The sequence below is a fragment of the Arthrobacter sp. MDT2-16 genome, from assembly GCF_054510925.1.
This window is the reverse complement of the sequence record NZ_JBTNDP010000002.1, coordinates 340,769-353,620: the sequence shown is the minus strand read 5'-3', so window position 1 is coordinate 353,620 and position 12,852 is coordinate 340,769. Positions and strand designations below refer to the sequence as shown.

The window sequence follows — 12,852 nt, the reverse complement described above, 5'->3', positions numbered from 1 at the left end:
CTCCCACACCGCGCTTGCCGTCCTGGCCAGCGAGCCGCTGGACCGCAACGGCCCGACCGGGCACAAGGTCGGCCACGACGAGGAAGGCGCCACCCGCGGGTGGCGCCTTCCTCGCGTCAGCGGTCAGACGCTGCGGAGCACGATGACGGCGTTGTGACCGCCGAACCCGAACGAGTTGCTGAGAGCCACGATGTCTCCCGAGGGCAGGTCACGCGCCTCGGTGACGACATCGAGCGGGATGTCCGGGTCCTGGTTGTCGAGGTTGATCGTGACGGGGGCCTTCCGGTCGTGGATCGCCAGCACCGTCATGACGGCCTCGACAGCACCGGATGCTCCGAGGAGGTGGCCGGTCTGCGACTTCGTCGCCGAGACCGCGACGGAGTCCAGGTGCGCACCGAAAGCCGCCCTCAGGGCGGTGTACTCGGGCTTGTCACCGACGGGGGTGGACGTCGCGTGGGCGTTGACGTGCACCACGTCCGACGCCTGGGCGCGGGCATCGAACAGTGCGGCCTTCAGCGCACGGGTGGCACCCAGCCCCTCGGGGTCGGGCGCGGTGATGTGGTACGCGTCAGCGGTGACCGAGGTCCCGCCGAGCTCGGCGTAGATCCGGGCGCCACGCGCGAGGGCGTGCTCCTCGGCCTCGAGGACCAGGGCGCCGGCACCCTCGCCCATGACGAAGCCGTCACGGCCCGTGTCGTACGGCCGCGAGGCCAGTTGCGGGGCGTCGTTGCGCCGGGACAGTGCCTGCATGGAGGCGAAAGCGGCGATGGGCATCGGATGGATGGCTGCCTCGGCGCCGCCGCACACGACGACGTCTGCCTTGCCGGATCGGATGAGTTCCAGCCCCTGGTGCAGTGCCTCGGTGCCGGAGGCGCAGGCGGAGACGGGCGTGTGGGCACCGGCCCGGGCACCGAGGTCGAGGCTGACGGCGGCTGCGGGGCCGTTGGGCATGAGCATGGGGACGGTCATGGGCAGGACCCTTCGAGGCCCCTTGTCACGCAGGGTGTCCCAGGCGTCGAGCAGCGTCCAGACACCGCCGATCCCGGTCGCGAAAGCGACGGCGAGGCGGTCCTTGTCCACCTCCTCGATCCCGGAGTCGCGCCAGGCCTCACGGGATGCGACGACCGCGAACTGGGTCGAGGGATCCATGCGCTTGGCCTCCACCCGGGAGAGTACCTCCGAGGCGGGGGTGGCGATCTGCGCCGCGAACGTCACGGGCAGCTCGAACTTCTCCACCCAGTCGGCCTCGATGGTCCGCGCCCCTGAGACTCCCTTGAGGGAGTTGGCCCACATGGTGGGGACGTCCCCGCCGATGGGGGTGGTTGCACCGAGTCCGGTGATGACGACTTTGCGTGGCATGGTCACTCTTTCGAAGCGAGGTCTGCGCCGGAGGCACCGGAGCGGGAGGGGAGACTGTTACGGCCGCCCACGGCGGTGACACCGGGGGCGGCCGTAGCGCCGGGAAGTGCAGGAACCTACGCCTGCGCGCCCGAGATGAAGTTGACGGCGTCGCCGACGGTCTTCAGGTTCTTGACCTCTTCGTCGGGGATGCGGACACCGAACTTCTCCTCGGCGTTGACCACGATGGTCATCATCGAGATGGAGTCGATGTCGAGGTCGTCGGTGAAGGACTTGTCCATCTCGACGGACTCGGGGGCGAGACCCGTCTCCTCGTTGACGATCTCGGCCAGTCCGGTCAGGATCTCTTCGTTGCTAGCCATGGTGGCTCCTTTTCTGTTCTTGCCGGTGCGCCGGCGGGGATGGTCAAACCGCGCTGTCGCGGTCTGGGCTTGAAAACTAGGGAAGGACCACGACCTGCGCCCCGAAGACGAGACCGGCGCCGAAGCCGATCTGCAGCGCGAGCTTTCCGCTGAGCGCGGGCTGTTCCTGCAGGACCCGGTGCATGGCCAGGGGGATCGAGGCGGCAGAGGTGTTGCCGGCGTCCACGATGTCCCGTGCCACGTGGACGTGGTCCGGGAGCTTCAGCTGCTTCACCATCTCATCGATGATACGGATGTTGGCCTGATGGGGGAGGAACACGGCGAGGTCCTCGGCTGTGATCCCCGCCGCGTCGAGCGCCTGCTGGGCGACCTTCGCCATCTCCCAGACGGCCCAGCGGAACACCGTCGGCCCGTCCTGGCGCATGGTCGGCCACAGACTCTCGCTGCCGGCGTCCGTTGATTCTCCCGATCCCGCATCGGGGCCGACGCCCATCGAGTAGTCGCGGACGTCGAGCAGGGACCGCGTCATGCGGATGGCCTCGTGCTTGCTGCCGTCGGAGCCCCACACCGACGGACCGATGCCCGCCGTGTCGCCGGGACCGATGACGACAGCGCCGGCGCCGTCGCCCAGGAGGAAGGAGATAGTGCGCTCGGAGTTGTCGATGAAGTCCGACAACTTCTCCACGCCGACCACCAGCACGTACTCCGCCGTGCCGGCGTGCACGAGGGCGTCGCCCTGGGCGATCCCGTAGCAGTATCCGGCACAGGCCGCAGAGATGTCGTAGGCGGGCGCTGGGGTGGCCCCGAGGCGGTCCGCGAGCTGCGCGGCCGCGGACGGCGTCGCGTAGGGGTGGGTCACGGTGGACACCAGGACGGCGCCGAGTTGCGACGCGTCGATGCCGGCGGACGCCAGCGCCTCCCGGGACGCGGCCTCCGCCATGTCGATGACGCTGACCTCGCGGGGCGCACGGTGCCGGGTGACGATCCCGGTGCGCTGCCGGATCCACTCGTCCGAGGAATCGATCCACTGGCAGACGTCGTCGTTCGTGACGATGATCTCGGGGCGGTAGGCGCCGACGCCGAGGATGCGCGTGTGCTCGCGGAGAGGGGCTTGCTTGATGGCGGTGATGCTCACTGGGGTCCTTCGGAGGTAAGGGACGGATCGAGGTCCGTGGTGCGCGCGTGCTCCTCGAGGAAGGTGCGGGCGGCGTCCATGTCCTCCGGTGATTTTACGGCGAGGGTCGCCGTACCGCGCATTCCGCGCTTCGCCAGACCCGTGAGCGTACCGGCAGGGGAGAGTTCTATCATCCCGGTGACGCCCATCGACTGCATCGACTCCATGCAGAGGTCCCAGCGGACCGGGCGTGACACCTGCGCGATGAGACTGTCGAGATTGCCGTCGCCGGTGGCGACGGGCAGGCCGTCGTAGTTGGACATCAGCGTGGCCACCGGGTCGGTGGGTGCGAGCGCGGGCCGCAGCTCCTCGAGCGCCGTGACGGCAGGGGACATGTGGTGGGTGTGGAACGCGCCGGCGACCTTCAGGGCGATCACACGGGCCTTCACCGGTGGATCCTGCGCAAGGGCCGCTAGCTGCTCAAGCGTCCCTGCCGCGACGACCTGCCCGCCGCCGTTCGCGTTGGCAGCCGTGAGCCCCAGGTCCGTGAGCCGCGCCGCGACGTCGTCGGGATCCCCGCCGAGCACGGCGCTCATGCCGGTCGCCGCGGCCGCGGCCGCCTGGGCCATCGCCCCGGCGCGGACACGGACGAAGGCGACGGCGTCGTCCTCGCTGAGCGCCCCTGCGATTGCAGACGCGGTCAGCTCACCCACCGAATGGCCCGCGACGACGGTCGCGGCGGTGAGCGTGGTGCCCTCGAGGAGCAGTCGCGCGGTCACGAGCCCGGCCGCGACGATGAGCGGCTGGGCGACGGCGGTGTCCTTGATCGTCTCCTCGTCCGAGACGGTCCCGTGCCGGATCAGATCGGTGCCCGCGCGGTCGCTGAGCTGCTCGAGGTGGTCCCGTACGCCGGGCAGGTCGAGCCAGGGGGTCAGGAAGCCCGGGGTCTGTGAGCCCTGTCCGGGGCAGGCGATTGCAAGCACTGTTCCAGCTTTCCAAATCGGGGAGGCAATATCGGGTGTTCGGCTGAACCAAGCTGGTTGGAGCTCTTTGTAGGAACTCTACAAGTCTCTGGCCCGCCCGGCAGACCCCGACGACGCCTGCTCGGTGCTGTTCGTCCGGGTGGCACGACCGGTGCCCGGCCCCGTTCCTCCATGCGTGGCCGCCCCGGCCCCCGGCGTTGCGGAGAGGCGACCGACCACCAGCGCGGTCTGGAGCACGAACGCCTCGCGGGCTATCAGCGGGTCCCAGCCGGTCACGTCGCAGACGCGCCGGAGGCGGTAGCGGACCGTGTTGGCGTGGACGAAGAGTGACCGCGAGGTGGCTTCCAGGGAGTGGCCGAGGGCGAGGTAGGCGGACACCGTCTGCTCCAGACCGTTCGAGGCCGCCAGGAGCGGCCGGTAGATGTTCCGCACCAGCGCCCGCCGTGCGGTGTCGTCGCCGGACATCACGCGCTCCGGCCAGAGATCCTCGGAGGAGACGGGACGCGGGGCGCCGGGCCAGGCGCGGGCGGCCGTCAGCCCGGCGAACGCCGCCTGTGCCGACGTGCTCGCGTCCACCAGCGACTCCGCCTCCGGGCCGAACACCACGGCGCCGTCGCCGAAGAGTTCGCTGATCCTCAGGTACGCCTTGGCCGCGTCCCGGACGCCTCCCAGCACGAGGATGAGCCGCTCGCCCTGGATGCCGACGAGGACGTCCTCGGCGAGGCGGCCCGTGACCCGACGCAGTTCGTTGAGGAAGCCGGCATTGGGCTCCTGCGGCGCGCTGCCGACCATGACCGTGATGCGGGCCTGGGACTTCCAGCCGACGGCGGCGATCCGTGAGCGGAGCGCATCGGAGCTCTCACCTCGCAGGATCGCGTCGACCACCAGCGCCTCGAGGCGCGTGTCCCACGAACCACGGGTCTCTGCGGCCCGCGCATACACGTCCGCCGCGGCGAACGCCACCTCCCGCGAGTACCGCAGCACGGCCTCGCGCAGGGGCGCCTGGTCGGCCACCGGCGCCAGGAACGGCACGTGGTCCTCGACCACCTGCACCACCACGCGAATGAGCTGCAGGGCCTTCTGGAGACTGATGGACCGGGTGAGCTCGGTGGGCGCGGTGCCGAAGACGTCGCTCAGCACCCAGGCCGGGGACACGGGCTTCTGGTACCAGTTGACGAAGGAGGCGATGCCCTTCTGCGCCACCATGCCGAGGGCGGAACGCTCATCGGGGCGCAGCCCGCGGTACCACGGCAGGTCCGCATCGAGCTGACGGAGGGTGGCCGTCGAGAGGGAACCGATCGTGGCCCGCAGTTTCTCGACGGTGGCCGGATCCGGGGGAGCGGCACCGGCGTTCGTGGCTCCGGGCGCGCTCGGGGCGCCGCCGGGGGCAGCTTCTGGGTGCGGCATCCTCCGAGCATACGGTCTCGGCGCCACCGGCTTCCATTTGTGGAGGAGCTACAAAAAAGGCGACGGCGGGAGCAGCCGTGAAGCTGTTCCCGCCGTCACCCTCAGGGACCGCGGACCGCTAGGAGTCGCCGCCCGCGTTGCCGGTGGTCCCGGCGTTCACGTCGAGCAGGCGGTACTTCTCGATCGCCTCCTTCGGCGCGTTGGCGTCGACCTCACCGCGGCGTGCGAGCATCTCCAGCGCACGCACCACCACGGAGTGGCTGTCGATCTTGAAGAACCGGCGCGCCGCCGCACGGGTGTCAGAGAAACCGAACCCGTCCGCACCGAGGGTCGCGAACTCGTTCGGCAGGAATTGGCGGATCTGGTCCGGCACGGCCTTCATGAAGTCCGAGACCGCCACGATCGGGCCCGTGGCACCCTCGAGCTGCTGCGTGATGAACGGCTTGCGCGCGTCGGCCCCGGGGGTGAGGAAGGCCTCCTCCTCGGCGGCGAGGCCGTCACGGCGCAGTTCGTTCCACGAGGTCACGGACCAGACATCGGCCGAGACGCCCCAGTCCTTCGCCAGGATCTTCTGTGCCTCGAGCGCCCACGGCACCGCCACGCCGGAGGCGAGCAGCTGCGTGCGGGGGCCGTCCACCTTGGCGGGCTTCAGCAGGTAGATGCCCTTGAGCACGCCCTCGACGTCCAGGTCCTCCGGCTCCGCCGGCTGCACGAACGGCTCGTTGTACACGGTGACGTAGTACATGACGTTGCGGAAGGATTCCGGCTTGTCACCGATGTCCCCGTACATCCGGTTGAGACCGTCGCGCATGATGTGCCCGATCTCGTACCCGAAGGCGGGGTCATAGGTGATGACGGCGGGGTTCGTCGACGCGAGGATCGGCGAGTGCCCGTCGGCGTGCTGCAGGCCCTCTCCGGTCAGTGTGGTGCGCCCGGCCGTGGCCCCGATGATGAACCCGCGGGCCATCTGGTCCGCGGCGGCCCAGATGGAATCACCCGTGCGCTGGAATCCGAACATGGAGTAGAACACGTAGATCGGGATCAGGGGCTCGCCCTGCGTCGCATAGGCGGTACCGGCGGCGGTGAATGCCGCCATGGATCCGGCCTCGTTGATGCCCGCGTGCAGGATCTGGCCCTCGATGGACTCCTTGTAGGCGAGGACCAGGTCGCGGTCCACAGACAGGTAGTTCTGGCCGTTCGGGTTGTAGATCTTCGCCGTGGGGAAAAACGAGTCCATGCCGAAGGTGCGCGCCTCGTCGGGGATGATCGGCGCGATGCGCTTGCCGAACTCCTTGTCCCGCATGAGGTCCTTCAGGATGCGCACGAAAGCCATGGTGGTCGCGGCCATCTGCTTGCCGGACCCGCGCTTGGCCATCTCGTACGCCTTGTCGCCCGGCAGGACGACATCGGTGTGCTTGGTGCGCCGTTCGGGCACGAAGCCGCCGAGTTCGCGGCGCCGCTCCATGAGGTACTTGATCTCGGGCGCGTCGGCGCCGGGGTGGTAGTACGGCGCGTTGTAGAGGTCGTCGTCGATCTGCTCGTCGGTGACGGGGATGCGCAGGTGGTCGCGGAACGCCTTGAGGTCGGCGTTCGTCAGCTTCTTCATCTGGTGGGTCGCGTTGCGCCCCTCGAAGTGCGGCCCGAGGCCGTAGCCCTTGACGGTCTTCGCGAGGATGACGGTCGGCTTGCCCTTGAACTCCGTGGCCGCCTTGTAGGCCGCGTAGACCTTGCGGTAGTCGTGGCCGCCGCGCTTGAGCTTCCAGATCTCGTCGTCCGAGAGGTCCTCGACCATCGCCTTGGTCTCGGGGGACTTGCCGAAGAAGTGGTCGCGGACGAATCCGCCCGACTCGGCCTTGTAGGTCTGGTAGTCGCCGTCGGGCGTCTGGTTCATGATGTCGACCAGCGCACCGTCGGTGTCCTTGGCGAGCAGCGAGTCCCACTCGCGTCCCCAGACGACCTTGATGACGTTCCAGCCGGCACCGCGGAAGAACGCCTCGAGCTCCTGCATGATCTTGCCGTTGCCGCGGACGGGTCCGTCGAGCCGCTGCAGGTTGCAGTTGATGACGAAGTTCAGGTTGTCCAGCTTCTCGTTGGCCGCGAGCTGGAGCAGGCCGCGCGATTCCGGTTCGTCCATCTCGCCGTCGCCGAGGAAGGCCCAGACCTGCTGCTCCGACGTGTCCTTGAAGCCGCGGTTGTGCAGGTAGCGGTTGGACTGCGCCTGGTAGATGGCGTTCATGGGGCCGATGCCCATGGAGACCGTGGGGAACTCCCAGAAGTCGGGCATCAGGCGCGGGTGCGGATAGGAGGAGAGCGCGTGGCCCTCCTTCGACTTCTCCTGGCGGAACCCGTCGAGGTCCTCCTCGGTGAGGCGCCCTTCGAGGTAGGCCCGCGCGTACATGCCGGGGGAGGCGTGTCCCTGGAAGAAGACCTGGTCGCCACCGCTGGGGTGGTCCTTGCCCTTGAAGAAGTGGTTGAAGCCCACTTCGTACAGCGTCGCCGCACCGGCGTAGGTCGAGATGTGCCCACCGACGCCGATCTCGGGGCGCTGTGCGCGGTGCACCATGACGGCGGCGTTCCAGCGCATCCATGCGCGGTACTTCCGCTCGATCTCCTCGTCACCGGGGAACTCGGGTTCCTGGTCCGCGGGGATGGTGTTGACGTAATCCGTCGTCGTGACCATGGGCACGCCCACGGACTGCGCACCGGCACGCTGGAGGAGCGAACGCATGATGTACTGCGCGCGCTCGGTGCCCTGGGTGCGGATGAGCTGGTCGAGGGATTCGATCCACTCCGCGGTCTCCTCGGGATCGCCGTCGGGCTTGCCGACGGTCAGGCCGCTCAGAATATCCGCCGTACCTTGTTCTACAGCCACGCGATATCTCTCCACTTCCACAGATCTTGTCTGTGTCGCTTAGTGCCTGCGCACGGCTCGTTGCGCCCGCGCAGAGATGCCGGCCCGGTGCTATCACCGCGGCCATATATCACTTCACTCTATCGCCGCGGCGGGGTCCATGCGTAGCAGGATCAGGGTCTGGGAGCAGATTACGCCGAGGGCTTGCCCACACCGCGTTCCCGGACCCGACCGCCGGGTGGCGCCTCCACCACCGAAAACGGCCGACCGGCTTGATGCTTGGCGCATAAGGGTGTTGGCTGGTAGGCATGTACATCCATACGAGGGCCGGTCACGCGACAGTCCCGTCTTTTCAGGAGGAGTTAAGTGAGCGAGGCTGAAGCCGCCACTGCGGTCAACGTGGCAGGCAAGTTGGGTTTCAAAGATGGCGACCTTGTCCAGGAACTCGGCTACGACGACGACGTCGACTTCGACTTCCGCGACCACCTCGAGGACGGCATCGGATCCGAACTGCTCACGGAGGACGACCAGGATGTGGTGGACGGCGTTATCCTCTGGTGGCGCAGCGGTGACGGTGACCTCGTGGACGCGCTCGTGGACGCCCTGACCTCGCTCGGGGCGACCGGCGTGGTCTGGCTGCTCACTCCCAAGTCCGGACGTCCGGGTTATGTCTCCCCGGCCGATGTGCAGGAAGCGGCGCCCACCGCCGGGCTCCACTCGACGTCGTCGGCCGGCGTCTCCCGGGAATGGTCGGCGACGCGGCTCGTCAGCCGCCGGAAGCAGTAGCCGATGGCGCTGGAGGTCGGGTCCGTCGCGCCGGGATTCAGCCTGGACAATCAGTTCGGTGAGACCGTCGAGAGCGGATCCCTGGTGGGCGGGTCGGTGGTGGTCTTCTTCCCGTTCGCGTTCTCACGCGTGTGCACCGACGAGCTCGGCCAGCTGCGGGACAACCTCGATCTGTTCGACGCCGCGGGAGTGACCCTCTTGGCGGTGTCCGTCGACCACAAGTACACGCTGCGCGCGTTCGCCGACGCCAACGACATCTCCTTCGACCTTCTCGCCGACTTCTGGCCGCACGGCGCCGTGACCGGCGCGTACGACGCCTTCGACAGCGAGCACGGTTACGCCGACCGGGTCAGCTACGTGCTGGACGGATCCGGGACGGTACGCGCCGTCGTCTCCTCGTCCCATGGGCAGGGCCGGCCCATGACCGACTACGCCCGCGCGCTGAGCTCGGTCGAAGCGGCCCTGTGAGCGACGGGCCGGCGCCCGGGACACCGGACGTGGCCGGTCCCAGATCGAACCCGAGGCTCGGCCTGACCGGGTTCGTGAGTGCCACCCCCGCGGAGGGCCTCGCCCCGCTGAAGCAGGACGAGCGGCGCCTGCTCGACGAGGCGGTCGCACTGCTCGGCGGTCTTCGGCTCGCCGTGCTCACGGGCGCCGGACTCAGCACGGACTCGGGTATCCCGGACTACCGCGGGCCGGACTCCGCGCCGCGCAACCCGATGACCTACCAGCAGTTCGTGGGCGACGAGGCGCTCCGGCGCCGCTATTGGGCGCGCAACCATGTGGGCTGGCGGCACCTGCGCCGCGCCGACCCGAACGCGGGCCACGCCGCCGTGGCGCTGCTCGAGCAACGCCACCTGCTGTCCGGCCTGATCACCCAGAACGTGGACAAGCTCCACTCCTCGGCCGGCAGCGTGAACGTGATCGACCTGCACGGTACGTTCGACCGCGTGGTGTGCCTGCAGTGCGCATCGACCTTCCCGCGCTCCCGCATCGCCGAGATCCTCGAGGAACTGAACCCGGGATACCTGGAGCGGGAGTCCGACGCCGGGGACGTCGCGCCCGACGCGGACGCCGACGTCGACGATACGGCCGACTTCGTGACGGCGCCCTGCCCCGTCTGCGGCGGGATGCTCAAGCCGGACTTCGTCTACTTCGGCGAGAACGTCCCCAAGGGCCGGGTGGCGGACGCCTACGCGATGGTGGACGCCGCCGGTGCGCTGCTCGTCGCGGGATCCTCCCTCACCGTCATGAGCGGCCTGCGGTTCGTCCGTCACGCGTTCAAGGCGGACAAGCCGGTGGTGATCATCAACCGCGGGTGGACGCGTGGTGACGAGTTCGCCTCGCTCAAGATCGAGGCCGGCGTCTCGGAGGCGCTCACCTACCTCGCCCGGCAATTGCCCGATCTGGCGCCGGCGTAGGTACTCATCGGTCGCGCGTGCAGGTAGTCCACGCGGAAAGCAAGTAGGGCTTACTGGTTACGCGCCCTTTCGGTTCGGCATACGTTCATCCCATCGGTCTCTCACACGGGGTGAAAATGCGTTCTTCAACCAGGTCTCTTCTTCTAGCTTTCGGCACGGCGGCGGCTCTCGTCGTCACCCCTCTGGCGATGGAGCCCACGCGGCAGGCGGCCGACGCCCCTGCCGTGGCCCCTGTCGTCGCCCAGCCTCCCGCAGCGGACCCGGCCCCGCCCGTCGCGGTAGAGGCTGCAGTGTCGCCCGTCGTCGACCCACCGGTGACGGACGCGGATCCTGTGTCGGACCCCGTGTCCGAGCCGGCGCCCCCGATCACCCGACCGCCCGGCAGCGGGATGGGCGGCGACCTGCCGCCCGGCCTCCTGCCCGACCCGGCCTACCCGCAGTGCCCGATCACCGAGGACGGCGCCTGGTGGACGGACCCTGCGGACCCCTACACCTGCATCCCGCCCGGATCCATCCCCTTCCACGAACCCACGCCGCCGGGGATCGACCCGGAGCTCCTCGAACCGATCTTCGAGGAGCCGGGGATCGCACCCGGCGCCGGGGACGACTGCCGCACCGCCGGGGCGCTGCGATGCACCGTCACGATCATGGGGCAGGACTACGTGGTGACCTTCGCGGACGGCAAGCCGGTCGGCGTCCTGGAGGTCCAGGACTAGACCCTCCCGGTCCGGCAGGGAGCTGTCCGCGCCGGTCGACCACGCCGGCGAGGGAGGCGCACCGCCGGCAGTGGAGGTCGAGAGCCCGTCCTCGCGGGCGCCACAGGTGGCGTGACCGCTCGCCGTGGGACGTTCCTTCCGTGGATCGCCGCAATGGTCCTCAACCGGACACCGCGCTCCCGGATGTTCATCGGGACGCTGCGCGCACCATGGTGAGGCCGGCTCCTGCCTGCGCCTGTGGGAGGTGGAGTCGCCCGGGACAGCAGAGAACCCCGCCATCCGGGCCTGCGGGCCGGGGAATGACGGGGTTCTTCGTGGTGGGTCCTACCGGGATCGAACCGATGACATCCACGGTGTAAACGTGGCGCTCTACCAGCTGAGCTAAAGACCCTCACCCTGTGACGCTCCGTTCCGGCAACTGCCGGGAGGCTGCATCACGAGGGTCGACTATACCGGCTCGGCGCGGAGTTCCGCCAATCCGGTGGACGTGCTACTCGCCGGCGGCGAGCTGTCCGCAGGCGCCGTCGATCTCCTTGCCTCGGGTGTCCCGCAGCGTCGTCGGGATGCCGGCGGCCTGGAGGCGGCCGATGAACTCGGCCGTCACGTTCTTCTCCGACGCGGTCCAGATGGAGCCGGGCGTCGGGTTGAGGGGTATGGGGTTGACATGCACCCAGCCGCGGCCGCGCTGGTTGAGCTTCTTCGCCAGCAGGTCCGCACGCCAGGCGTGATCGTTCATGTCCTTGATGAGCGCGTACTCGATGCTCACGCGGCGACCCGTGGTCCGGTAGTAGTTGTACGCGGCGTCGAGGGCCTCGTCCACCTTCCACCGTGTGTTCACGGGGATCAGCTCGTCGCGGAGCTCGTCGTCGGGCGCGTGGAGCGAGAGCGCGAAGGTGACCGGCAGGGACTCGGCCGCGAGCTTGTTGATCGCGGGCACCAGGCCCACCGTCGAGACGGTGATGTTGCGCGCCGACATGCCCAGGCCCTCGGGGGAGTCGTCGACGAAGCGGTGCAGGGCGGCCATCACGCGCTTGTAGTTGGCCAGCGGCTCGCCCATCCCCATGAAGACGATGTTGGTGACGCGGTCGGCGTCGTGCCCGCCATCGGTGCGGAGAGCGCCCAGCGCTCCCTCGGCGAGGGCGCGGTTGGCGGCGACGACCTGGTCGACGATCTCCGCCGTCGACATGTTGCGGGTCAGTCCGGCCTGGCCGGTGGCGCAGAACGGGCAGTTCATGCCGCAGCCGGCCTGCGACGACACGCACAGCGTCACCCGGCCGGGGTAGCGCATCAGCACGGACTCCACGAGGGCACCGTCGAAGAGGCGCCACAGGAACTTGATGGTGTCACCGTTGTCCGTGGTCAGGCGCTTGACCTCGGTGAGGAGCGGCGGGAACATCGCCGCGACCAACTCCTCGCGTCCGGCCTTCGGGAGGTCGCTCATGGCGGCCGGATCCGTGGTGTAGTGCGTGAAGTAGTGCGTGGACAGCTGCTTGGCGCGGAAGCCCGCGTGCCCCAGCTCCTTCAGCCGCTCCTGGCGCTCGGCGAGGGTGAGGTCGGCCAGGTGGACCGGAGGCTGGCTGACCCGCGGCGACTTGAACTGCAGCAGGGGCCTGCCGTCGCTGGAGACGATCGGCTGCGAGCCCTCCACTTCGGGACGCACCTGCGGGCGCGGCGAGGAGGGGGCGAGGGCGGGGGTAACCGTAACGTCGGACATCCTTATCATTCTTTCACGGATGGTGCCAACGACCCAGCCGGAGAGCTGTCGCGTCCGACACGTCTCATGCGACGCCCCCGTGACACATTGGGTCGGCGCGGCACACTCTCTGGCGGCGGGCGCCGCGACGGTAATAGTG

Annotated in this window: 11 protein-coding genes and 1 tRNA gene; 4 read left to right on the top strand and 8 right to left on the bottom strand. The window is 69.0% G+C overall.

Translation table 11 applies throughout. From position 1 onward, the window contains the following. Nucleotides 1–123: 123 nt before the first annotated feature. From fabF to aceE, 6 genes are all read right to left on the bottom strand, one after another. Complete coding sequence (gene fabF / locus ACX80N_RS06240; RefSeq protein WP_459338699.1) at nucleotides 124–1,359, bottom strand: beta-ketoacyl-ACP synthase II; 1,236 nt, start codon at nucleotides 1,357–1,359, stop codon at nucleotides 124–126. A gap of 116 nt (nucleotides 1,360–1,475) precedes the next feature. After that, nucleotides 1,476–1,721, bottom strand: a complete 246-nt coding sequence (locus tag ACX80N_RS06235; protein ID WP_043445747.1) for an acyl carrier protein — start codon at nucleotides 1,719–1,721, stop codon at nucleotides 1,476–1,478. A 76-nt stretch (nucleotides 1,722–1,797) separates the two neighbouring features. Next, a complete protein-coding gene (locus tag ACX80N_RS06230; protein ID WP_459338698.1) occupies nucleotides 1,798–2,856 on the bottom strand; it encodes a beta-ketoacyl-ACP synthase III in 1,059 nt (352 codons plus the stop codon). After that, complete coding sequence (locus tag ACX80N_RS06225; RefSeq protein WP_459338697.1) at nucleotides 2,853–3,818, bottom strand: ACP S-malonyltransferase; 966 nt, start codon at nucleotides 3,816–3,818, stop codon at nucleotides 2,853–2,855. Before ACX80N_RS06225 ends, ACX80N_RS06230 begins: the two co-directional genes overlap by 4 nt. Nucleotides 3,819–3,896: 78 nt before the next feature. Continuing rightward, a complete protein-coding gene (locus ACX80N_RS06220; RefSeq protein ID WP_459338696.1) occupies nucleotides 3,897–5,225 on the bottom strand; it encodes a PucR family transcriptional regulator in 1,329 nt (442 codons plus the stop codon). A gap of 118 nt (nucleotides 5,226–5,343) precedes the next feature. Further along, nucleotides 5,344–8,097, bottom strand: coding sequence for a pyruvate dehydrogenase (acetyl-transferring), homodimeric type (gene aceE / locus ACX80N_RS06215; protein ID WP_459338695.1), 2,754 nt, complete (start codon nucleotides 8,095–8,097; stop codon nucleotides 5,344–5,346). A 345-nt stretch (nucleotides 8,098–8,442) separates the two neighbouring features. Between aceE and ACX80N_RS06210 the strand changes: the two genes are divergently transcribed. The 4 genes from ACX80N_RS06210 (at nucleotide 8,443) to ACX80N_RS06195 (ending at nucleotide 10,999) form a co-directional block, all read left to right on the top strand. Further along, complete coding sequence (locus tag ACX80N_RS06210) at nucleotides 8,443–8,862, top strand: DUF3052 domain-containing protein (protein WP_459338694.1); 420 nt, start codon at nucleotides 8,443–8,445, stop codon at nucleotides 8,860–8,862. A 3-nt stretch (nucleotides 8,863–8,865) separates the two neighbouring features. After that, on the top strand, nucleotides 8,866–9,330 hold the full coding sequence (locus ACX80N_RS06205; protein WP_459338693.1) for a redoxin domain-containing protein: 465 nt from the start codon (nucleotides 8,866–8,868) through the stop codon (nucleotides 9,328–9,330). 29 nt (nucleotides 9,331–9,359) lie between these two features. Then, entirely contained in the window at nucleotides 9,360–10,283 is a 924-nt protein-coding gene (locus ACX80N_RS06200) for an NAD-dependent protein deacetylase (RefSeq protein WP_459338692.1), read from the top strand. 116 nt (nucleotides 10,284–10,399) lie between these two features. Then, complete coding sequence (locus ACX80N_RS06195; RefSeq protein ID WP_459338691.1) at nucleotides 10,400–10,999, top strand: hypothetical protein; 600 nt, start codon at nucleotides 10,400–10,402, stop codon at nucleotides 10,997–10,999. Between the two features lie 315 nt (nucleotides 11,000–11,314). Here the strand turns inward: ACX80N_RS06195 and ACX80N_RS06190 are convergent. Together ACX80N_RS06190 and rlmN are read right to left on the bottom strand one after the other, a co-directional pair. Further along, a tRNA-Val gene (locus tag ACX80N_RS06190) sits at nucleotides 11,315–11,390 on the bottom strand. Between the two features lie 99 nt (nucleotides 11,391–11,489). Then, on the bottom strand, nucleotides 11,490–12,713 hold the full coding sequence (rlmN, locus tag ACX80N_RS06185) for a 23S rRNA (adenine(2503)-C(2))-methyltransferase RlmN (protein ID WP_459338690.1): 1,224 nt from the start codon (nucleotides 12,711–12,713) through the stop codon (nucleotides 11,490–11,492). Nucleotides 12,714–12,852: the final 139 nt, after the last annotated feature.